The sequence below is a fragment of the Rhizobium terrae genome, from assembly GCF_003425685.1.
Lineage (GTDB): Bacteria > Pseudomonadota > Alphaproteobacteria > Rhizobiales > Rhizobiaceae > Neorhizobium > Neorhizobium terrae.
In genome coordinates this window covers 113,681-135,304 of the sequence record NZ_QJKM01000015.1, presented here as the reverse complement: position 1 = coordinate 135,304, position 21,624 = coordinate 113,681, and the positions used below count along the sequence as shown (strand labels likewise).

Genomic DNA, 21,624 nt, shown 5'->3' with positions numbered 1-21,624 from the left:
TCGTTCCCGTCTTAGAGATCGAGAACCAGGCGTTCCGGATCTTCGAGGCTTTCCTTGACGCGGACGAGGAAGGTGACGGCTTCCTTGCCGTCCACCATGCGGTGGTCATAGGAGAGCGCCAGATACATCATCGGACGAATGACGATCTGGCCGCCGACGACGACCGGACGGTCCTGGATCTTGTGCATGCCGAGAATGCCGGACTGCGGCGCGTTGAGGATCGGCGAGGACATCAGCGAACCGTAGACGCCGCCATTGGAGATCGTGAACGTGCCGCCCTGCATGTCGGCCATGGAAAGCGCGCCGTCACGGGCGAGCTTGCCCAGGCGGCCGATGTCCTTTTCGATTTCCGCGATCGACATCTGATCGGCATTGCGCACGACCGGAACTACGAGGCCCTTGTCGGTGCCGACGGCAACGCCGATGTGGCAGTAGTTCTTGTAGATGATGTCGGTGCCGTCGATCTCGGCATTGACGGCCGGCAGTTCCTTCAGCGCATGCGTCACGGCCTTAGTGAAGAAGCCCATGAAGCCGAGCTTCACGCCGTGCTTCTTCTCGAACACGTCCTTGTAGCGGTTGCGAAGATCCATGACCGCCTTCATGTCCACTTCGTTGTAGGTGGTCAGCATGGCGGCGGTGTTCTGCGCGTCCTTGAGGCGGCGCGCGATGGTCTGGCGCAGGCGCGTCATCTTCACGCGCTCTTCGCGCGACGCGTCGTCGGCCGAGGAAACCGGACGGGGCGCTGCCGGAGCGGCGGGCGCCGTGGCCGGAGCCGAGACACCCTTGGCGACGGCAGCGATCACGTCGCCCTTCAGCACCTGACCGCGCTTGCCGGAACCTTCGACATCGGCGGTCGAGATGTTGTTGTCCGCCGCCATCTTGGCAGCAGCCGGAGCCGGCGGCATCGAAGTGGCGGCAGCGGACGCGCTGGCGGCAGCGGCGACCGGCGCCGGAGCGGCCGCTTCGGCAGCCTTGGCCGGTGCGGCTTCGGCGGGTTTTGCGGCCGGAGCGGCGGCGGCGGTACCGGCCGCACCTTCGGCGATCTGGCCGAGCAGGGCGCCGAGGCCGACGGTCTCGCCGTTGGCGGCGACGATCTCGGTCAACACGCCGGCAGCGGGCGCGGGAACTTCGACGGTCACCTTGTCCGTTTCGAGCTCGAGAAGCGGCTCGTCGGCCTTGACCGTGTCGCCGACCTTTTTGAACCAGGTGCCTACGGTTGCCTCGCTGACGGATTCTCCGAGGGTGGGAACGCGGATTTCAGTGGCCATTGTTTCGAGTCCTGAATGGTTGTTTTCGTTTATCGGGCAGCCGCGGCACCGCCCGCGGATGTCCGGAGAATGATGGATGGCATGGGCGAAGTTTCGAAACGGAAACCGAGACCTGCAGTGATCACCGGATCGCTGTCCGCGAGCGTTTGGGCTTCGGCCGCATCCGCAACCTCGACCACCGCGATGCCGAAAGACCCGCCTTCTGCGAAGACGGGACCGACGACGATCGCAACACCTTTGTCCGCAAGGCCGCGCCAGTAACCGGCATGGTCCTGCATCGCCGTCATCTCCTCCGGCGATGCATCATGCGGAAAGCCCGGCCTTGGCGGAACGAGCTTCAGGTGAAAATAGGCCATCGAAATGACTCCTTAGCCGCCGAGCGCGTCTTCGAGGAAGGCCTCGAGCTGTGCCAGGTGCTTGGACATCTGGCCGGTTGCCGGCGAAGCGGCCGCCGGACGGCCCGTATAACGGACGCGCTGATATTTGGCGTCGATATGGGCGAGCACCCATTCCAGGTATGGATCGATGAAAGCCCAGGCTCCCATATTCTTCGGCTCTTCCTGGCACCAAACCATTTCCGCGTTGCGGAAGCGCGAAAGCTCGTTGATCAGCGCCTTGGCCGGGAACGGATAGAGCTGTTCGATGCGCAGCAGGTAGATGTCGTCGATGCCCCGCTTTTCGCGCTCTTCCAGAAGGTCGTAATAGACCTTGCCGGTGCAGAGCACGACGCGGCGGATCTTGGCGTCCTTCTGCAGCTTGATCGGACCGTCCTTGATGACTTCCGCATCGTCCCACAGGAGACGGTGGAAAGAGGATTCGCCTGCCATTTCGGCCAGTGTCGAGGTGGCGCGCTTGTGGCGTAGCAGCGACTTCGGCGTCATCAGGATGAGCGGCTTGCGGAAGTCGCGCTTCGTCTGCCGGCGCAGGATGTGGAAGTAGTTGGCCGGCGTGGTGCAGTTGGCGACCTGCATATTGTCTTCCGCGCACATCTGCAGCCAGCGCTCCAGACGGGCCGAAGAGTGTTCCGGGCCCTGGCCTTCATAACCGTGCGGCAGAAGGCAGACGAGACCGGACATGCGCAGCCACTTGCGTTCGCCCGACGAGATGAACTGGTCGAACACCACCTGTGCACCGTTGGCGAAGTCGCCGAACTGGGCTTCCCACAATGTCAGCGCATTCGGACGGGCAAGTGAATAACCGTATTCGAAGCCGAGAACCGCCTCTTCCGAAAGCATCGAGTTGATGACTTCGTAACGGGCCTGGGTCGGCGCGAGGTTGGCAAGCGGGATGTAGCGCTCTTCGGTATCCTGATCGTAGAGCACCGAGTGGCGCTGCGAGAACGTGCCGCGTTCGCAATCCTGGCCGGATAGGCGGATCTTCGTGCCTTCGACGGCGAGCGAACCGAAAGCCAGCGCTTCGGCCATGGCCCAATCTATGCCTTCACCCGTCTCGACCATCTGCGCGCGGTTTTCCATGAACCGCTTGATCGTGCGGTGGGCGTTGAAGCCGTCCGGAACGGTCGACAGCTTGCGGCCGATTTCCTTGAGCTGCTTCATCGGCATCGCCGTCTTGCCGCGGCGCTGCTCGTCGGCATTGTCGGCCGACCGCAACCCCGACCACTGGCCGTCAAGCCAGTCGGCCTTGTTCGGCTTGTAACTCTGGCCGGCCTCGAATTCGGCCTCCAGATGCGCGCGCCAATCGGCCTTCATCTTTTCGAATTCGCCTTCGGTGATCAGGCCTTCGGCGATCAGGCGCTCGGCATAGATCTGCGCGACGGTCTTATGGGCGCGGATGACCTTGTACATCTTAGGCTGCGTGAACGCCGGCTCGTCACCTTCGTTATGGCCGAAGCGGCGGTAGCAGAACATGTCGACCACGACCGGCTTGTGGAACTTCATCCGGTATTCGGTGGCGATCTTGGCCGCATAGGTGACGGCTTCCGGATCGTCACCGTTGACGTGGAAAATCGGTGCCTCGATCATCTTGGCGACGTCGGACGGATAAGGAGACGAACGCGAGAAGGCCGGATTGGTGGTGAAGCCGATCTGATTGTTGATGATGAAATGCATCGTGCCGGCGACGCGATGGCCGCGCAGACCGGACAGGCCGAGGATTTCGGCCACGACGCCCTGGCCGGCGAAGGCCGCGTCGCCATGGATGAGGAGCGGCAGAACCTTGGCGCGTTCCTTGAGCGGAATGATGTCGCCTTCCCAGACCTTGGCCAGCATGTCCTGCTTGGCGCGGGCCTTGCCCATGACCACCGGATTGACGATTTCGAGATGCGAGGGATTGGCGGTCAGCGACAGATGGACCTTGTTGCCGTCGAACTCGCGGTCGGAGGAGGCACCGAGATGGTACTTCACGTCGCCCGAGCCTTCGACTTCGTCCGGCTTGAAGGAACCGCCCTTGAACTCGTGGAACACGGCGCGGTGCGGCTTGCCCATGACGTTGGTGAGCACGTTCAGGCGGCCGCGATGCGCCATGCCGAGGACGACTTCCTCGAGGCCTTCCTGGCCGCCGCGCTTGATGATCTGTTCGAGTGCCGGGATCAGAGATTCGCCGCCGTCGAGGCCGAAGCGCTTCGTACCCTTGAAGCGCACGTCGAGAAACTGCTCGTAACCTTCGCCTTCGATCAGCTTGGAAAGGATCGCTTTTTTTCCTTCCGGCGTGAACTCGACGCCCTTGCCGGGGCCTTCGATCCGCTCCTGGATCCAGGACTTCTCTTCCGGATTGGAGATATGCATGAATTCGACGCCGATGGTCGAGCAATAGGTGCGTTCCAGAATGGCGATCATCTCGCGCACAGTGGCGTATTCGAGGCCGAGCACGTTGTCGATGAAGATCTTGCGGTCATAATCGGCTTCGGTGAAACCGTAAGCCGAAGGCGACAGTTCGTTGTAGTCTTCCACCGGAGCGGCAAGGCCGAGCGGATCGAGCTTGGCATGCAGATGGCCGCGCATGCGGTAGGCGCGGATCATCATGATGGCGCGGACGCTGTCGCGGGTCGCCTGCAGCACGTCGGCGTCGCTCGCCGGCTTGCCGGCTGCGGCGGCAGCCTCTTCCACCTTCGCCTTGACCTTCTTCTCGATCGCCTTTTCCACGACCGGCCAGTTGCCGTCGAGCGCCGAGACCAGTTCGCCGCCTTCGGCGAGCGGCCAGTTCCTACGCCGCCAGGAAGCGCCCGTCGCAGCCTTCTTCACATCGTCCGGGTTGTCCGCGAGCGCCTTGAAGAAGGCCTGCCACTCCGGCGCAACCGAATTCGGATCGTCTTCGTAGCGGGCATGCAGCTGTTCGATATAAGCTGCGTTCTGTCCGTCGAGGAAAGAGGTGATGAGGAACTGCTCGTTGGCTTCTTGCCGTGCCATGGTGTCTTGCGGGCGCCGCGCCCGCCTCCTGACGTAGTCGGAACCGGAACGTCCGGTCTCCGCATTTTCTTGTCGTATCGTCTTCTTATTTCGAGCCGCCAAAGGCGGTAAGCGTATCTTGACGCTGAACCAGGACAGGCGATGCATGATCTGCTTCGCCTGTCCGAAGCTTGCCGGATCAATCGCCAGCTATCTAGAGCCGGCGAGTGTCCTTTATGTGGCGTCAGCCCTTGAGGACTTCAACCAGCGTCTTTCCGAGACGGGCCGGGGACGGCGACACCTTGATGCCTGCCGATTCCATGGCCGCGATCTTCGATTCCGCATCGCCCTTGCCGCCGGAAACCACCGCGCCGGCATGGCCCATGGTGCGGCCCTTTGGAGCCGTCCGGCCGGCGATGAAGCCTGCCATCGGCTTCTTGCGGCCCTTCTTGGCTTCGTCGATCAGGAACTGCGCCGCGTCTTCTTCAGCCGAGCCGCCGATTTCGCCGATCATGATGATCGAAGTCGTGGCTTCGTCGGCCAGGAACATTTCCAAGACGTCGATGAACTCGGTGCCCTTGACCGGGTCGCCGCCGATGCCGACAGCCGTCGTCTGGCCGAGACCTTCGTTCGATGTCTGGAAGACCGCCTCGTAGGTCAGCGTGCCGGAGCGCGAGACGATGCCGACCGAACCCTTGCGGAAGATCGAGCCCGGCATGATGCCGATCTTGCATTCCTCCGGAGTGAGGATGCCCGGGCAGTTGGGGCCGAGCAGCCGGGACTTCGACTTGTCGAGCTTGGCCTTCACCCGCACCATGTCCATCACCGGAATGCCTTCGGTAATGCAGACGATGAACGGAATCTCAGCCTCGATCGCCTCGATGATCGCCTCGGCGGCACCGGCCGGCGGGACGTAGATGACGGATGCATCGGCGCCTGTTCTTTCCTTGGCTTCCGCGACGGAGGCGAAGATCGGCAGCGAGGTGCCATCGACGCCCGACGACCACGATTCGCCCCCCTTCTTCGGATGAATGCCGCCGACCATCTTGGTGCCGAAATAAGCAAGCGCCTGTTCGGTATGGAAGGTGCCGGTCTTGCCGGTCAGGCCCTGAACAAGGACCTTGGTGTCTTTATTGACGAGAATCGACATTAGGTTCCGGTCCTTCAAATTAGCCGTTGATCGCCGCGACGATCTTCTTCGCCGCGTCGTCCAGGTCGTCAGCGGCGGTGATCGCCAGACCGGACTCGTTCAGGATCTTCTTGCCGAGTTCGACATTGGTGCCTTCGAGGCGAACCACGAGCGGAACCTTGAGGCCGACTTCCTTGACCGCCGCGATCACGCCTTCCGCGATGACGTCGCAGCGCATGATGCCGCCGAAGATGTTGACGAGGATGCCCTCGACCTTCGGGTCAGCCGTGATGATCTTGAAGGCCGCGGCCACCTTCTCCTTGCCGGCGCCGCCGCCGACGTCGCAGAAGTTCGCCGGCTCCTTGCCGTAGAGCTTGATGATATCCATCGTCGCCATGGCGAGGCCTGCGCCGTTCACCATGCAGCCGATATTGCCGTCGAGCGCCACGTAGGCGAGGTCCCACTTCGAGGCCTCGATCTCCTTGGTGTCTTCCTCGGTCTCGTCGCGCAGGGCGCGCACGTCATCGTGGCGGAACAGCGCATTGCCGTCGAAGGAAACCTTGGCGTCGAGAACGCGCAGGTGGCCGTTCTTCATGACGATCAGCGGATTGATCTCGAGAAGAGACATGTCCTTCTCGTTGAAGGCCTTGTAGAGGATCGGGAAGAGCGACTTGGCGTCTTCCGCGGCCGCACCATCGAGCTTCAGCGCGCCGGAGATCTTCTGAACATCGGCAGCCGTGACGCCGGCTTCCGGATCGATGCCGATCGTCAGGATCTTTTCCGGCGTGTCATGGGCGACGGCCTCGATGTCCATGCCGCCTTCAGTCGAAACGACGAAAGCGACCCGGCCGATCGAACGGTCGACCAGCAATGAGCAGTAGAGTTCGCGGTCGATGTCGGCGCCATCTTCTATATAGAGGCGATTGACCTGCTTGCCCGCTTCACCCGTCTGAGCGGTCACCAGCGTGTTGCCGAGCATGTCCTTGACGTTGGAGACGACCTCTTCGACGGACTTGGCGAGGCGGACGCCACCCTTGGCTTCCGGCGGCAGTTCCTTGAACTTGCCCTTGCCGCGACCGCCGGCATGGATCTGGCTCTTGACCACGTAAAGCGGACCCGGCAGTGACTTGGCGGCAGCTTCCGCCTCGTCGGCCTTCAGGATCGCCACGCCTTCGGCAACCGGCGCACCGTAGCTCTTCAGGAGAGCCTTGGCCTGATATTCATGAATGTTCATGGGGTTTTGTCCCTGTTTCGATGACTTCGGCGGGGCGCTTACTTCAGAGCCGGCGCGATGTTGATGCAGGCTTCGCAGAGGCCGGCAACGGCGCCGACGGACTTCTGGAAGGCCGCTTCCTCGTCCTTGTTGAACTCGACCTCGACGATGCGCTCGACGCCGCCGGCGCCGAGAACCACCGGAACGCCGACATACATGTCCTTCACGCCGTACTGGCCGGTCAGGTGAGCGGCGACCGGCAGGACGCGCTTCTTGTCCTTGAGGTAGGATTCGGCCATTTCGATCGCCGAAGCGGCAGGAGCGTAATAGGCAGAGCCGGTCTTCAGCAGGCCGACGATTTCCGCGCCGCCGTCACGGGTGCGCTGGATGATCTGTTCGAGGCGCTCCTTGGTGGTCCAGCCCATCTTGACCAAGTCGGTCAGCGGAACCCCAGCAACCGTGGAATAACGGGCGAGCGGCACCATCGTGTCGCCATGGCCGCCGAGAACGAAAGCCGTGACGTCCTGAACGGAAACGTTGAATTCTTCTGCGATGAACAGGCGGAAACGGGCCGAGTCGAGCACGCCGGCCATGCCGACGACCATGTTCTTCGGCAGGCCGGAGAACTTCTGGAGAGCCCACACCATCGCGTCGAGCGGATTGGTAATGCAGATCACGAAGGCATTCGGGGCATATTTCTTGATGCCCGCGCCGACCTGTTCCATGACCTTGAGGTTGATGCCGAGCAGATCGTCACGGCTCATGCCCGGCTTGCGGGCGACGCCGGCGGTGACGATGCAGACGTCGGCGCCCTCGATGGCGGAATAATCACTGGCGCCGGAGAGCTTGGCGTTGAAGCCTTCGACCGGACCGGACTGGGCGATATCGAGGCCCTTGCCCTGCGGGATACCGTCGGCGATGTCGAAGAGGACGATGTCGCCCAGTTCCTTCAGACTGGCGAGATGCGCCAGCGTGCCACCAATCATGCCAGAACCAATAAGTGCGATCTTCTTGCGCGCCATCGAAAAGCTTCCTTTCGAGATCCGAATCCATGGCAGGCTACGGCTGGCCCGCCGATGTGCCAGACCGCATAGCGCTATCCGGAGAAAATGGCAATCGATTATTTCGACGGCAATTTTTTCAATCGGTTAGATGATAAAATTCTTACGTAAACGTAAGAATCTATGTCACCAAACCGTTAAACTCGGCGTCGTTTTTCATGGTGCAGCGCGAGATAATCGGGGCTTCGCATTTCGAAAAGCCGCGAGACGGTGCGATCGAATTCGAAACCCTCGGTGCCCCGCCTTTCCAGAAGAATGTCCTCCGGGGCGGAAGCAGCCGAGACATAGAGGCGCACCGTATGGTCGTAGAAGGCATCCACCAGATTGATGAATCGTTTCGTCTCATTCCGTTTCTCCGGCCCGAGCCGGGGGATGTGCTCTACGAAGACGGCGTCGAAACGGTCGGCGATGGCGAGATAGTCCGAAGCGCCGAGCGGCTTGCCGCAGATATCGGAAAAATCGAAACGGGCGACGCGGCCGGCAGCGGCCGGCACGTGGATGCTGCGCCCCTTCATCGGAATCTCAACAGGCTCGGCCTTCCTGCCTTCCGTCACCTGATGCCAGGCCGCTTCCATTGCCGCATCGGCGCGCCCGTCGAGCGGCGTCACGTAGACCGGCAGGCTCGCGTGCTTCTGCATGCGGTAGTCGGTCGGCGAGTCGAGCGTCGCGACGTCCACGTACCTGCCGAGCAATGCGATGAACGGCAGGAAAAGCCCGCGATTGAGCCCGTCCCTGTAGAGGTTCTCCGGCGCGACGTTGGATGTGGCGATCAGCACGCAGCCGAGTTCGAAAAGTTCTGTGAAGAGCCGCGCCAGGATCATCGCATCGGTAATGTCGGTCACCGAAAACTCGTCGAAGCAGAGAAGCTCCGCCTCGGCAAAGAGGGCCGCAGCGACGGGCGGTACGGGGTCGGCCTGCTTGGTCTCGCCGCGCTTCAGCTTCTGGCGGTGCTCATGGATGCGATTGTGCACGTCGGCCATGAATTCGTGAAAATGCGCCCGGCGCTTCTTTGTCGTCGGCGCCTTCTTGAAGAACATGTCCATCAGCATGGTCTTGCCGCGCCCCACGCTGCCATGCACGTAGAGCCCGCGGATCACCCGCGGCCGTCCGCTGCCCTTGGCGAACAGCCAGCCGAGCGCGCTCTTCTTCTTGGCCGGTCCGGTTTCCCTGAGGCAGGTCAGCACATGGTCGAGCCTTGCCGCCACGTCGAGCTGTGCGGCATCCGCGCTCAGCGTGCCGGAGGCGGTCAGCGCCTTCAGTTCCTCGACGACGCTCGCCGTGTATTCGGGAATGGGTTCCAACCGGACGCTCTCGATATCAGGGCCGCTCAGCGGCTCAGGCTGACGGGCTGTCCGGAGTTCATCGTGCCGTCGAACTTGTTTTCCGCGCTCTTGTAGACCCGGCCGATGACATCGCCGGCGCGGTTCTTGAACTGCACCATCTTGCCGGAGACTTCCCACGAACCCATCGTGGTGAGTTCGCCCGCGCAGCCTCGGGTGCCGCCGCGCGAACCGCCGCCGAGATTGGTGAGCGTCAGGAACATGTCGCAGGACTGGCCGGCGTTCGAGACGCGCCAGTTGCCGACCATGGCTTCCTTCTTGATGTCGAGCGCACTTGCCGGCGCCGCGGCATTCGGATTGGCGGCCGCCATGTTCTGGTTGGCGCTCGGCGCCGTCGGGAACTGCGAGGGATCCGCGGGAGCGCCGGGCGGCGGCAACTGGCCGCCCTGGACGGAAGGCACCGGCTGCGCCTGGAGCGGAGCCGGCTGGGCAGGCAGATCGCTGTACGGACTATAGGAGGTACGTTGGCAACCGGCGAGTACCACGGCAAGGACAAGGCCTGTCGCCACATATCTGAACTGCATCATCAAACTCCTGCTCTCAGTCCGCCCCGATGCCACCAAATTGAGACCGAATTACCGTAAAGCGATTTGGTTAATCAAGTCGTACTGGAACAATTCGGCATGCCTGTGACGATGTCGCCGATTCAAGCGAAGCCGGTCTTCCCCGACCTGCCTCGCGTCAGCCCCTCATCCGGCTGCCGCCACCGTCTCCCGTCCTAAAGGGGAGGAGATATGCCGCACCCCTTCCTTCCGCCTCGACCCTCCTGTAGGGCACGTCCCCTCCCCCCGCGTACGGAAGAGGGCCAGGGGGAAGGGCACTTGATGCAGCACAAGCAAGAGGCAAAAACCGCCTTATACCCGACGCTCGACCATCATCTTCTTGATTTCCGCGATCGCCTTGGCCGGGTTCAGACCCTTCGGGCAGGTCTGCGCACAGTTCATGATCGTGTGGCAGCGATAGAGCCGGAACGGATCCTCGAGGTTGTCGAGGCGTTCGCCCTTGGCTTCGTCGCGGCTGTCGATCAGCCAGCGATAGGCCTGCAGCAGGACAGCCGGACCGAGATAGCGGTCGCCGTTCCACCAGTAGCTCGGACAGGAGGTCGAGCAGCAGGCGCAGAGGATGCACTCGTAGAGGCCGTCGAGCTTCAGGCGGTCCTCGTGGCTCTGCTTCCATTCCTTGGCGGGCTGCGGCGAGACCGTCTTCAGCCACGGCTCGATCGAGCGGTGCTGGGCGTAGAAGTTGGTGAGGTCCGGCACCAGATCCTTGACGACCGGCATGTGTGGCAGCGGATAGACCTTCACCGTGCCGGTGATATCATCCATCCCCTTGGTGCAGGCGAGCGTGTTGGTGCCGTCGATATTCATGGCGCAGGAGCCGCAGATGCCTTCGCGGCAGGAACGGCGCAGCGTCAGCGTCGGGTCGATCTTGTTCTTGATGTAGAGCAGACCGTCGAGCACCATCGGGCCGCAATCGTCGACATCGATGTAGAAGGTATCGATGCTCGGATTTTTGCCGTCATCCGGGTTCCAGCGGTAGATGCGGAACTCCCGGACATTCTTGGCGCCGGCCGGCTTCGGCCAGACCTTGCCTTCGGTCATCTTGGAGTTTTTGGGGAGGGCGAGTTCAACCATGATCCAGGTCCTTGAGATCAGTACACGCGGGCCTTCGGCTCGATCTTGTGCGGATCGATGCCGTCTGCAATGAGCTCGGTATGAACCGGGCGGTAGTCGAGCTTGACCTCGCCCGCCTCGTTCACCCAGGCGAGCGTGTGCTTGCGCCAGTTCTCGTCGTCGCGGCCGGCGAACGGGCCGGACGTGTAGTCCTCGCGGGCGTGGCTGCCGCGGCTTTCCTTGCGGGCTTCCGCGCCGTAGACGGTGGTGATCGCGTTCGCCATCAGGTTCTGCAGTTCGAGCGTTTCGACGAGGTCGGAATTCCAGATCATCGAACGGTCGGTGACCTTGATGTCCTTCATCTCGCCCCAGATGGCCGAAAGCCGCTTGCAGCCGGATTCGAGCGATTCCTGGGTACGAAACACCGCCGCATCTTCCTGCATGGCGCGCTGCATCTTGTCGCGCAGCACCGCCGTCGGCGTGCCGCCCTTGGCGTTTCTGAGGCCGTCGAAACGGTCCATGATCCTGTCGCAGGCCGCCGTGTTGAGCGCCGGGATCGGTTCGTCGCGGTTGATCACCTGTCCGGCTCGGATGGCGGCGGCGCGGCCGAAGACCACGAGGTCGATCAGCGAGTTGGAGCCGAGGCGATTCGCACCGTGAACCGAGGCGCAACCCGCTTCGCCGACAGCCATCAGGCCCGGCAGGATGCGTTCCGGATTGGCGCTGTCGGCGTTCAGGACTTCGCCCCAGAAATTGGTCGGGATGCCGCCCATGTTGTAATGCACGGTCGGCAGGACCGGGATCGGCTCGCGCGTCACGTTGACGCCCGCAAAAATCTTGGCGCTCTCGGAAATGCCCGGCAGGCGCTCGTGCAGGACCGCCGGGTCGAGATGGTCGAGATGCAGGAAGATGTGGTCCTTGTTCTTGCCCACCCCGCGGCCCTCGCGGATTTCCAGCGTCATGCAGCGCGAGACGACGTCACGCGAGGCGAGGTCCTTGGCCGAAGGCGCGTAGCGTTCCATGAAGCGCTCGCCCTCGGAATTGACGAGGTAACCGCCTTCGCCGCGCGCACCTTCGGTGATCAGACAGCCCGAACCGTAGATGCCGGTCGGGTGGAACTGCACGAATTCCATGTCCTGCAGGGGCAGGCCGGCGCGTGCCACCATGCCGCCGCCGTCGCCGGTGCAGGTATGGGCGGATGTCGCCGAGAAATAGGCGCGGCCGTAACCGCCGGTCGCCAGAACCACCATCTTGGCGGCGAAACGATGGATCGTGCCGTCGTCGAGGTTCCAGGCGACGACGCCGGTGCAGCGGCTGCCGTCATCCGACATGATCAGGTCGAGCGCGAAATATTCGATGAAGAATTCGGCGTTGTTGCGCAGCGACTGGCCGTAAAGCGTGTGCAGGATGGCGTGGCCGGTACGGTCGGCGGCGGCGCAGGTGCGCTGCACCGGCGGACCGGCGCCGAAATTCTGCATGTGGCCGCCGAACGGGCGCTGGTAGATCTTGCCTTCCTCGTTACGGGAGAACGGCACGCCGTAATGCTCGAGTTCGTAGACGGCCTTCGGCGCTTCCATGACCATGTACTGCATGGCGTCGACATCGCCGAGCCAGTCGGAACCCTTGACGGTGTCGTAGAGGTGCCACTGCCAGCTATCCGGCGTCATGTTCTGCAGCGAGGCGGCGATGCCGCCCTGGGCTGCGACTGTGTGCGAGCGGGTCGGGAAGACTTTTGTGATGCAGGCGGTCTTGAAACCCTGCTCGGCCATGCCGAGCGTGGCGCGCAGGCCGGCGCCGCCGGCGCCGACGACGATCACGTCATAGGAATGGTCGACATAGGTATAGGCCTTGCCGTTCTGGGCGATGGGTGTGACGGATGCCATGACGGATTATCCTGCAAATGCGATTTTCAGGACGGCGAAAAGACAGAGGCCGCCCACCGCGAGGGAAAAGAAGGCGTTGAGGATCAGAAGAACGAGCTTCGTGATTTCGGAATGGATGTAGTCCTGGATGATCTCTTCCATGCCGAGACGCATGTGGATGATGCTGGCGATGACGGTCAGGCCGTTGATCGTAGCGACGAAGGGATTGGCAAGAGCGCCGACCACTTCGGCATAGGGCTTGCCGGCATAGATAATCAGGAAGACGATATAGAAGACAAGCAGCGGAACCAGCGCCAGCGACGTGGTCCGCACCCGCCAGAAATGCTCCGTGCCGCTCTTGGCCGAGCCAAGCCCGCGGACTTTTCCGAGAGGAGTGCGCATATCCATGGTGGGTCTCCTCAGCGAACGATGAGCACGATCGCCCAGACCACGACGGTCAGTGCGATGGAGGCGACGAGATTGGCCTTGGCCAGCATGGTCGAGAATTCCTTCTCGAAACCGTAGCCGATGTCCCACATGATGTGGCGCAGGCCGCCGAGCAGATGGTGAAGAACAGCCCAGGTATAGCCGAACAGGACGATCTGGCCGATGATCGAGCCGAACAGCCCGTTGACCAGGTTGAAATACCCCTCACCCGATGCCGCGGCGATAAGCCAGGCGGCAACCAGCAGCGTACCGAAGTAGAGCGCGCCGCCGGTGATACGGTGGACGATCGACATCGCCATGGTGGGAATAAACTTGTAGATTTGCAGATGCGGCGACAGGGGCCGGTTATTTGTCACATTCGCCATCAGAACCTCGCGGCGTCGTATGCGGTATCAAGGGGCGGGACGCCCGCAATGCACATGCTGAGAAAATGTGCATTGCATCATTGGCGTGGTTTAATCGTACGGATGTCGGACGACAAGAACAATTCAGAGGGATTCCGAATTTAATCGATTGTGTCTTTCTCGTGGCCGCACGTCGTCAAACTTCGGGGCGACGTTAACCATGATTTGCAAAGAATTCGTTGCCGGCAGCACGTTTCCCTCCGTTCCATGTTAACCTTTCGTTAACCATTGAAGACGGAGTTCGCCATGATAGCGAATCATATGAAGCCTGTTCTCGCCGCCGCAGCCCTTGTATCTGCCCTCGCCGCGGCCTTCCCACCCGCCGCCGAAGCCGGCGACCGCCGGCGGGACTGGGGTGATCGCGGCCACGGTTACCACCGGGTCGAAAACAGCCGCTGGGACCGCCAGGGCGACGGCCGCCGCAATCGACCCGCCGAAATCGACCGGCAGGTGGCTTCCGATAGATCCATTTCCCATATCCGCCGCCTCGGCAATTTCTACGGCGGTTCAATCGAGGCCTACGGCGTCCGCGGGCTCGGCACCTTTTTCCTGCGCGACGTCTGGCCGGCTTCCGTCACGGACAAGGCGGTGCTCGCCCCCAAGGCCAAGATCATCGATGTCGAACAAGCCATGGGCGGCAACGTCTTCGCCTCTCAGTCCTGCGCTTTCGAAGCCGGCGTCTGCATCATCCGCGGCGGCAATTGAGGCCGAAAGATAGGATGGGCTCGCCATCGCGATATAAGCCCGCACCTCGTCTCACGACAAACGGGCGTCGTATAGAAGGCGGTTGTCCTCGATCTCCACCCGATGGGCGGCCGCCCACTGGGCAAGCTGATGTGCAGTCTCGGCCAGGGAATGACCGAGCGGCGTCAGCGTATATTCGACCTGCGGCGGGGTGCTGGGATGAACGGCCCGTTCCACCATGCCGTCCCGCTCCAGTGTCTTCAGCGTGCGCGTCAGCATCTGCTGCGAAATACCGCCCACATGCCGCTTGATCCCGTTGAACCGCTGAGAACCGAGCCGCAACGCCACGACAACCTGGATCGTCCATTTGTCGCCGACGCGGCTCAGGATTTCGCTGACGGCCCTGCAGTCGGCATGCGCCGGCTTGGCGGTCACATCCATCTGACCTGCTCCTAAAAATATGCTTTTGACGGGTATTTTTAGGTCACATAAATGGCTGTGGTCAACATTGTAGACTGCCTCTGCAGGAAGAAGCCCGCAGACGCGGTCTACCGCAAGGAGACCACCATGAACCTCTTTTATTATCCGGCGGCCTGCAGCCTGGCCGATCATATCGCCTTGATCGAGACCGGTCTTCCCTACACGCTGTCCGCCATCAATCATGAAAAGAAGACCGAAGACGGCCGCGATTTCCTGTCGATCAACCCGAAAGGCTATATCCCCACCCTCGAGCTTGAGGACGGTACGATCCTGACGGAAAACCAGATCATCCTGAACTATATCGGCGAACGGAGCGGCAAGCTTCTTCCCGGCGAAGGCATTGCCCGCTGGCGGACGCTGGAGGCCCTCGCCTTCATGTCGTCCGAGATCCATACGAATTATATCCCTTTCTTCAAGGATTTCCCGGAACCGGAAAAGGTTCGCGCCCGCGCAAAGCTCCAAAATTCCTTCGCTATCCTCGCCGACCAGATGGGCGACAAACAATTCCTGATCACCGGCGAGATGACGATCGCTGATTGCTATCTGTTCTGGATTCTAATGGTCGCACCGAAAAGCGGCGTCGATCTGCCACAAAACCTGCAAGCTGGATTCGACCGAATGAAGACGCGGCCATCGGTCATCCAGGCATTCGCCGAGGAAGGATTGGCGTAATGGCTCCATTGTAGACTCGTCGGCCGAGCGTGTTCTGTGGGGATGGCAAGGGGGTATGGCGAGGTCTGCCCTCCAATGCCGCTGTTCGGTTTTGCCCGTGGACAATTCATCGCCCTTGCCCAGCATCTCCAATGACTTGACCATATCATCATCCCCGCCCTCCAGCTTTCTGCCTACAATCCCCGTGCTTCCGTCGCCGGAGTGTTTCGCGAGACGTTCGCGGGCAGGCGGGGGCCGGCGCTTTCATCGGAACCGTAACGTGCGGGGAAGGTGGAAGAGGTGAAAGCCATGGAGCGCGTGCTTGCCAAGGCACGTGTTCCTGTCAAGCCTCCCCCTGGCCGCCGGGCCGGGTTCGGTTGAGCCGTGCAAGTGGCGGAAATGCCACGCAGCGAGGCGAGGTGATCACCTGTAGGGACCGGAAGTCCCGAGAAAACGCCGAAGGCCACGCGAATGCGGAGCCACATATATAAACTAAACGAGGTTCCGCATTCGTGTGGGCTCTCCGATCTTTGACAAAGCCACGGCAGGTCACTGCGCGGGGCTCCTGAACGTTGGCCGAAGGGCGGAAATCAATGAAGTTGATTTCAACGGCGGAGGCGTGAGCGAGTCCCGTGCGAAGGCTTGTCGCCATCCGCGTGGTCAGATCTTCGGCCTTGGCCTAAAATCTGACCACGGCTAACAAACCCGAGCCCGTGGCAGGAACGCGACTCCTCCAGCCGGCCGTCTCCGCCAAGAACGTCAAGCTATTCGCCGAAACCGGAAATCGACTACGCGCAGAACCGCCACACCGTCGTCTTCTTCACCTCGCTGTCCTCCAGCGCCCGGGTCACCGGCACTTCATAGACGGCAAGCTGTTCGAGCCGAGCCTTCGGGCAATAGCTGCGGCCGGGATCGCCGACCAGAACCAGCTTCCCCTCACCCGCCAGCCGCGTGAACCACGGGATCAGGGCGCCCGCAAACTCCCGGTCGTAGAAGACGTCGCCGGCGAGGATGACATCCGCCTCGACCGCCTTGCCGATCTGGTTTTCGGCCGTGGAGCGGATCGTCACCCCGTTCTCCGCCGCATTCAGCGCTATGGCGCTCGCAGCCCACGGATCGATGTCCGCGGCCAGTACCTCGACGGCGCCGGCGAGCCCTGCCGCGATCGCCACTAGCCCGGAGCCGCTGGCGAAATCCAGCACCCGCCTGCCTGCGACCACATCGGGATTGTCGAGGATATAGCGGGCAAGCCCCTGGCCCCCTGCCCAGGCAAAGGCCCAGAAGGGCGGCGGAAGGCCGATCTCCTCCAGATCCTCTTCCGTCTTCAGCCAGAGGTCATGCGCTTCGCTGGCCAGATGCAGCCGGATCTCCGGCACATGCGGCGGCCGCATGATATCGGTGTTCTGAAGGATGAAGGTCCGCGGATCGGTCTTCAAGATCGCGTCAGGCCGGCGATTTCGGCGGATTGTCGAGGCCGCCGAGTTTGCAGATCTCGAAATATTCCTCGTCCGTCACCGGCTGCACCGAAAGCCGCATCGAGGTCACCAGCGACATCTTCTCGAACTTCGGGTTGGCCTTGATGTCCTTGAGCGTCACCGGCTTCGGCATGTCGGTCACGGCGCGGATATCGACGCAATCCCACTTGGGATCGCCCTTGGCCGTCGAATCGGGATGCGACAGCGCGCAGACCTCGACGATCCCGACGATCTCGAGTCCGTCATTGGAGTGGTAGAAGAACCCCTTGTCGCCGATCTTCATGGCCCGCATGTTGTTGCGTGCCAGATAGTTGCGCACGCCGGTCCATTCGGTGCCCTTGTCGCCGGCCGCCTTCTGCTGTTCCCAGGACCAGGAGGAGGGTTCGGATTTGTACAGCCAATACGCCATCTGTCGCCTCACTCCGGCTTGTTGAAGACCCAGTTCCAGGCTTTCACTTCGACCTTCTCGAACAGGCCCGCCATATAATAGGGATCGGCTTCGGCGATCGTGCGGGCAGCGGCGATGTCGGCGGCTTCGACGACCACGAGGCTGCCGTTCGGCTTGCCGTCGTCATCGAGAAAGGGGCCTGCGAACTTCAGCGTGCCTTCGGCATTCAGCTTGTTCAGATGCTCGACATGTGTCGGACGGGTTTCCATGCGGACATTCAAATGCCCGGGCTTGTCGGTGCAGAGGAAGGCAAACAGCATCGGTCTCTCCTAAGAGCGCATCCCGAAAAGCGTGAAGCGGTTTTCAGACGAGATGCGCGATGAACTGAAGAATTACTATTCCGTCGTGATCGGCCTTGTCATCAGCTGCTCCATGGCCGCCATGACATCGAGCCTGCCGTCGATGATCGCCGCAACGGCGCCGATGATCGGCAATTCGACGGCGAATTTTTCGCCGAGCCGGGCGGCGACCGACGCAGCGAACGCGCCCTCGACCAGCGGCCCGCCAACCGTTGCCGCCGGCTCGCCCGAGTTTCCACCAGTCTGGCCGAGCGCGATGCCGAACCGCAGGTTCCGCGATTGATGGCTGGTGCCGGTCAGCACGAGATCGCCGAGACCGGACAGGCCGCGTACCGTGTCGGCCTTGCCGCCCATCGCCTCGACCAGCCGCGACATTTCCGCAAGCCCGCGCGAGATCAGCGCTGCCCGCGCCGACTCGCCCAGGCCGGCGCCCTCGACGATGCCGCAGGCGATTGCGAGCACGTTCTTCAGCGCACCGCCGAGCTGCACCCCCGTCCGGTCGGTTGACGCGTAAAGACGAAAGGTCCGCCCTGAAAGCGCATTGGCCAGCCGCTCCGCAAGCGCCTGATCTTCGGCGGCGATCGCCATCGCCGTCGGCAGGCCGCGGGCGATATCGGCAGCAAAGCCCGGACCGGACAGCGCCGCCACCGCATGCCGCGGCAGTTCGGCCTCCAGCACCTCGGTCAGCAGCCGGTTCGACGACTTGTCGATGCCCTTGGCGCAGGTGACGACCACGGCATTCTCAGCCAGGTAAGGGCCATAGTGCCGGGCCGCATCGGCCTGCGCCTGGGAGGGCATGGCGAAGAGCACGAGATTTGCCGCTTCGATCGCGTCCGGCTCGGCGGAAAATTCCAGCGCATCCGGCAGCGGCACGCCCGGCAGCGCCGCGTCGTGAACCCGATCGTCCCTGAGATCGCTCATCAAAGCCGGGTCGCGGCCGACCAGCGTCACCGCATGCCGACCCTCCAGCGCGATGACCGTCGCGAGCGCCGTCCCGAAGGCGCCGGCACCGATGACGACGATGCTTTCCCGGACGCTCATGCCTTGGCACCCCGCTTGCCTGAACCGAGCAGGGTTCGCGCATGGGCATCCAGCGGCCAGCGCGAGCGCGGTGCAACATCGAGATCGTCTGTCGGCATGTCCTCAGCCAGCCGCTCGAGCCCGGCCCACGCGATCATCGCCGCGTTGTCGGTGCAAAGCCTGAGCGGCGGCGCGATGAAGCGAAAACCGTTTTCGATACACAGGGCCTGCAGCGTGCGGCGGATTTCCTGGTTCGCGGCGACCCCGCCGGCCACGACCAGCGCCCGGTCGACGTCGAGATGTCCGAACTCCTGGCTGAACCGGACAAGACCGCGACCGATGCGGTCGCGCAGCGTGCGGGAAATCGCCTTCTGGAACGAGGCGCAGATATCGGCGATGTCCTGCTCGGAGAGCGGCGCGATTTCCGTCGCCGCCTGGCGCACCGCGGTCTTGAGGCCGGAGAAGGAGAAGTCGAGCCGCGCTTCGCCGACCAGCGGACGCGGCAAGTTGAACCGGTCAGGGTCACCACTCTGCGCCGCCTTTTCCACCGCGGGTCCGCCGGGATAGGGCAGGCCGAGCAGCTTCGCCGTCTTGTCGAAGGCCTCGCCGAGCGCATCGTCGATCGTCGTGCCCCAGCGCTCGTATTCGCCGACGCCGCGCACCAGCACGAGCTGCGTATGGCCGCCGGAAACCAGCAGCATCAGGTAGGGAAAGGAAAGCCCGTCGGTCAACCGCGCCGTCAGTGCGTGGCCTTCGAGGTGATTGATGGCGATCAGCGGCTTGCCGGCCGCCCGCGCGATCGCCTTTGCCGTCATCAGCCCGACGATCAATCCGCCGATGAGACCGGGTCCGGAGGTCGCCGCCACCGCATCGATCTCGGCGAGCGATACGCCGGCACGGGCGAGCGCCTCCTCGATCAGGCCGTCGAGCGCTTCCACATGGGCGCGCGCCGCGATCTCCGGCACGACGCCGCCATAGGCGCTGTGCTCGTCGAGCTGCGAAAGCACCACATCCGACAGGATTTGACCGCGGCCGTCCTCATGGCGCGCGACGACCGCCGCAGCGGTCTCGTCGCAGCTGGTTTCGATGCCGAGGATGCGAAGAAAGGTCGCCATCCCTAGAACTGGCCCTATCGTTGATTGCGGGGTTGGTGAAAGAGGTTTACGAGACTTCCGGTAACAATGGAACGACGCGGATGCAAACAAAACCTTTCCGGATCGGCACGCGCGGCAGCCCGCTGGCGCTCGCCCAGGCTCATGAAACACGCGACCGGCTGATGGCCGCCCACGGCCTGCCGGAGGAAATGTTCGAAATCGTCGTGCTGTCGACCACCGGCGACCGCATCAACGACCGGCCCCTGACGGAGCTCGGCGGCAAGGGCCTTTTCACGCAGGAACTCGAGGAAGGCCTTCTCTCCGGCGATCTCGATTTCGCCGTGCATTCTTCCAAGGACATGCCGACGAAACTCCCGGAGGGCTTGCGCCTCGCCGCATACCTGCCGCGCGAGGATTTCCGCGATGCCTTCATCGGCCGCACGGCGCACCGGCTGAAGGCCCTGCCGGATGGCGCAACCGTCGGCTCCTCATCGCTCCGCCGCCAGGCGCTGATCCGCCGCATCCGGCCGGATATTACCGTCATTACCTTTCGCGGCCTCGTCGAAACCCGGCTACGCAAGCTCGGTGAAGGCCAGGTCGATGCGACGCTGCTCGCCTATGCCGGCCTGAAGCGCCTCGGGAAGGAAGGTGTGGTCACTGAGTTGCTGGACCCGGCCGATTTCCCGCCCGCTCCGGCCCAAGGCGCGATCTGCGTCGAAAGCCGCGTCGGCGATTCCCGCATCGAGGCCCTGCTCGATCCGATCAACGACCGGCCGACTTATGACGCCGTTTCCTGCGAACGCGCCTTCCTCACCGCGCTCGACGGCTCCTGTCGCACCCCGATCGGGGGTTATGCGATCTGCGACGGCGATCACCTGAAATTCTCCGGCCTGATCCTCACGCCGGACGGGCGCAGAGATCATTCGATCGAGATCGACGGCAAGCGCGCGCAAGCGGAAAAACTCGGCAGGCAGGCGGGCGAGGCGGTGCGTGCCGCAGCCGGCACGGATTTCTTCGAAGGCTGGTCGTAAGACCATGCGGGTCGTGGTCACCCGCCCGCAGAGGTCGGCCTTGCGGACAGCAGGACGGCTTGAAGGCCTTGGTCATCAGCCGGTCCTCTTGCCGCTCGCCAAGGCACAGCATCACCCGCAGATTGCCGAGGAAGCGCTCAAGGAGCCGCATTCGGCCGTGGCCGTGACCAGCGGCGAGGCCTTGCGGGTCCTCGTCTCGCTGGGCGATCAACTCGCCGCCCATCGCGACGAAATCCTCTACGCGGTCGGCGATGCCACGGCAAAGGCCGCAGCCGATGCAGGCTTTCGCAACGTCCGGAAAGGCCCGGGCACCGGTGCCGGGCTCGCGGAAGTCGCGGCCGGCGACGAGGCGAAACCGCGCGCGCCCCTGCTCTATCTGGCCGGCAAGCCGCGCTCGCCGAAATTCGAAGATGGACTGCTTGCGAAGGAACTGCCCTTCGTAACCGCGGAGGTCTACGAGATGATCCCGATAACCTACGACACGGAAGGCACCCACCGCCTGTTGTGCGATCCGCCCGCGGATGCCGTGCTGCTCTATTCGCGGGAAACTGCGAAGCTGTTTTTCGACCTCGTCGCGCCGATCGCAGAGGCGCTGCCCCGTCTCCGGATCCTTTGCCTGAGCGGCACCATTTCTGAAGCAGTGCCTCACGAATTTCATAGAAATATCAAGATCGCCGTTCAGCCTGACGAAGAGGGGATTCTTGCCCTTCTTTAGTCGAGGAGGCGCGGCAAATTCCCGCCCGCCCCTTTCTTTCCGATGA

22 protein-coding genes are annotated in these 21,624 nt (G+C 62.8%); 4 read left to right on the top strand and 18 right to left on the bottom strand.

Going from position 1 to position 21,624, the window contains the following annotated elements:
• Positions 1-11: 11 nt before the first annotated feature.
• The 12 genes from odhB to sdhC all read right to left on the bottom strand — a co-directional run bounded on the left by odhB (position 12) and on the right by sdhC (position 13,642).
• On the bottom strand, positions 12-1,268 hold the full coding sequence (gene odhB, locus DMO26_RS25400; RefSeq protein ID WP_117195028.1) for a 2-oxoglutarate dehydrogenase complex dihydrolipoyllysine-residue succinyltransferase: 1,257 nt from the start codon (positions 1,266-1,268) through the stop codon (positions 12-14).
• Between the two features lie 29 nt (positions 1,269-1,297).
• Positions 1,298-1,624, bottom strand: a complete 327-nt coding sequence (locus DMO26_RS25395) for a YciI family protein (RefSeq protein ID WP_117195027.1) — start codon at positions 1,622-1,624, stop codon at positions 1,298-1,300.
• Positions 1,625-1,636: 12 nt separating this feature from the next.
• Positions 1,637-4,633 carry a 2-oxoglutarate dehydrogenase E1 component gene (locus tag DMO26_RS25390; protein WP_117195025.1) on the bottom strand — a complete coding sequence of 999 codons (2,997 nt, stop codon included), beginning with the start codon at positions 4,631-4,633 and terminating at the stop codon, positions 1,637-1,639.
• A 223-nt stretch (positions 4,634-4,856) separates the two neighbouring features.
• Positions 4,857-5,762, bottom strand: a complete 906-nt coding sequence (sucD, locus tag DMO26_RS25385) for a succinate--CoA ligase subunit alpha (protein ID WP_117195024.1) — start codon at positions 5,760-5,762, stop codon at positions 4,857-4,859.
• A gap of 19 nt (positions 5,763-5,781) precedes the next feature.
• Positions 5,782-6,975, bottom strand: a complete 1,194-nt coding sequence (sucC, locus tag DMO26_RS25380; RefSeq protein ID WP_117195022.1) for an ADP-forming succinate--CoA ligase subunit beta — start codon at positions 6,973-6,975, stop codon at positions 5,782-5,784.
• A 38-nt stretch (positions 6,976-7,013) separates the two neighbouring features.
• Positions 7,014-7,976, bottom strand: coding sequence for a malate dehydrogenase (gene mdh / locus DMO26_RS25375; protein ID WP_117195020.1), 963 nt, complete (start codon positions 7,974-7,976; stop codon positions 7,014-7,016).
• A 176-nt stretch (positions 7,977-8,152) separates the two neighbouring features.
• The gene (gene zapE / locus DMO26_RS25370) at positions 8,153-9,316 is read right to left on the bottom strand and encodes a cell division protein ZapE (protein WP_117195019.1); all 1,164 of its coding nucleotides are present in this window, start codon (positions 9,314-9,316) and stop codon (positions 8,153-8,155) included.
• A 26-nt stretch (positions 9,317-9,342) separates the two neighbouring features.
• A complete protein-coding gene (locus DMO26_RS25365; protein WP_117195151.1) occupies positions 9,343-9,879 on the bottom strand; it encodes a protease inhibitor Inh/omp19 family protein in 537 nt (178 codons plus the stop codon).
• A gap of 330 nt (positions 9,880-10,209) precedes the next feature.
• Positions 10,210-10,989 (bottom strand): succinate dehydrogenase iron-sulfur subunit, encoded by a 780-nt coding sequence (locus DMO26_RS25360; RefSeq protein ID WP_117195017.1) that lies wholly within the window; start codon positions 10,987-10,989, stop codon positions 10,210-10,212.
• A 17-nt stretch (positions 10,990-11,006) separates the two neighbouring features.
• The gene (gene sdhA, locus DMO26_RS25355; RefSeq protein ID WP_117195015.1) at positions 11,007-12,851 is read right to left on the bottom strand and encodes a succinate dehydrogenase flavoprotein subunit; all 1,845 of its coding nucleotides are present in this window, start codon (positions 12,849-12,851) and stop codon (positions 11,007-11,009) included.
• 6 nt (positions 12,852-12,857) lie between these two features.
• A complete protein-coding gene (sdhD, locus tag DMO26_RS25350) occupies positions 12,858-13,238 on the bottom strand; it encodes a succinate dehydrogenase, hydrophobic membrane anchor protein (RefSeq protein ID WP_112795818.1) in 381 nt (126 codons plus the stop codon).
• Between the two features lie 11 nt (positions 13,239-13,249).
• Positions 13,250-13,642 carry a succinate dehydrogenase, cytochrome b556 subunit gene (gene sdhC, locus DMO26_RS25345; RefSeq protein ID WP_117195013.1) on the bottom strand — a complete coding sequence of 131 codons (393 nt, stop codon included), beginning with the start codon at positions 13,640-13,642 and terminating at the stop codon, positions 13,250-13,252.
• 285 nt (positions 13,643-13,927) lie between these two features.
• Between sdhC and DMO26_RS25340 the strand changes: the two genes are divergently transcribed.
• Positions 13,928-14,386 carry a hypothetical protein gene (locus tag DMO26_RS25340; protein ID WP_117195012.1) on the top strand — a complete coding sequence of 153 codons (459 nt, stop codon included), beginning with the start codon at positions 13,928-13,930 and terminating at the stop codon, positions 14,384-14,386.
• Between the two features lie 51 nt (positions 14,387-14,437).
• Here the strand turns inward: DMO26_RS25340 and DMO26_RS25335 are convergent, their stop codons facing one another.
• The gene (locus DMO26_RS25335) at positions 14,438-14,806 is read right to left on the bottom strand and encodes a winged helix-turn-helix transcriptional regulator (protein ID WP_117195010.1); all 369 of its coding nucleotides are present in this window, start codon (positions 14,804-14,806) and stop codon (positions 14,438-14,440) included.
• A 126-nt stretch (positions 14,807-14,932) separates the two neighbouring features.
• Here DMO26_RS25335 and DMO26_RS25330 point away from each other — a divergent pair, with 126 nt between their 5' ends.
• Positions 14,933-15,517 (top strand): glutathione S-transferase N-terminal domain-containing protein, encoded by a 585-nt coding sequence (locus tag DMO26_RS25330; protein ID WP_117195009.1) that lies wholly within the window; start codon positions 14,933-14,935, stop codon positions 15,515-15,517.
• 767 nt (positions 15,518-16,284) lie between these two features.
• On the opposite strand, the gene DMO26_RS25325 is transcribed toward DMO26_RS25330, so the two are convergent.
• From DMO26_RS25325 to tsaD, 5 genes are all read right to left on the bottom strand, one after another.
• A complete protein-coding gene (locus tag DMO26_RS25325) occupies positions 16,285-16,932 on the bottom strand; it encodes a class I SAM-dependent methyltransferase (protein ID WP_117195007.1) in 648 nt (215 codons plus the stop codon).
• Positions 16,933-16,939: 7 nt separating this feature from the next.
• Positions 16,940-17,380 (bottom strand): EVE domain-containing protein, encoded by a 441-nt coding sequence (locus tag DMO26_RS25320; protein WP_117195005.1) that lies wholly within the window; start codon positions 17,378-17,380, stop codon positions 16,940-16,942.
• An 8-nt stretch (positions 17,381-17,388) separates the two neighbouring features.
• Positions 17,389-17,679 (bottom strand): YciI-like protein, encoded by a 291-nt coding sequence (locus tag DMO26_RS25315; RefSeq protein ID WP_117195004.1) that lies wholly within the window; start codon positions 17,677-17,679, stop codon positions 17,389-17,391.
• Positions 17,680-17,754: 75 nt separating this feature from the next.
• Positions 17,755-18,759 carry an NAD(P)H-dependent glycerol-3-phosphate dehydrogenase gene (locus tag DMO26_RS25310; protein ID WP_117195003.1) on the bottom strand — a complete coding sequence of 335 codons (1,005 nt, stop codon included), beginning with the start codon at positions 18,757-18,759 and terminating at the stop codon, positions 17,755-17,757.
• Positions 18,756-19,853, bottom strand: coding sequence for a tRNA (adenosine(37)-N6)-threonylcarbamoyltransferase complex transferase subunit TsaD (gene tsaD / locus DMO26_RS25305; protein ID WP_117195001.1), 1,098 nt, complete (start codon positions 19,851-19,853; stop codon positions 18,756-18,758). Before tsaD ends, DMO26_RS25310 begins: the two co-directional genes overlap by 4 nt.
• Positions 19,854-19,933: 80 nt before the next feature.
• On the opposite strand from tsaD, the gene hemC reads away from it, so the two are divergent.
• Positions 19,934-20,863 carry a hydroxymethylbilane synthase gene (gene hemC / locus DMO26_RS25300; protein WP_117195000.1) on the top strand — a complete coding sequence of 310 codons (930 nt, stop codon included), beginning with the start codon at positions 19,934-19,936 and terminating at the stop codon, positions 20,861-20,863.
• A 4-nt stretch (positions 20,864-20,867) separates the two neighbouring features.
• Positions 20,868-21,578, top strand: a complete 711-nt coding sequence (locus DMO26_RS25295) for a uroporphyrinogen-III synthase (protein ID WP_117194998.1) — start codon at positions 20,868-20,870, stop codon at positions 21,576-21,578.
• The last annotated feature ends 46 nt before the right edge of the window (positions 21,579-21,624 follow it).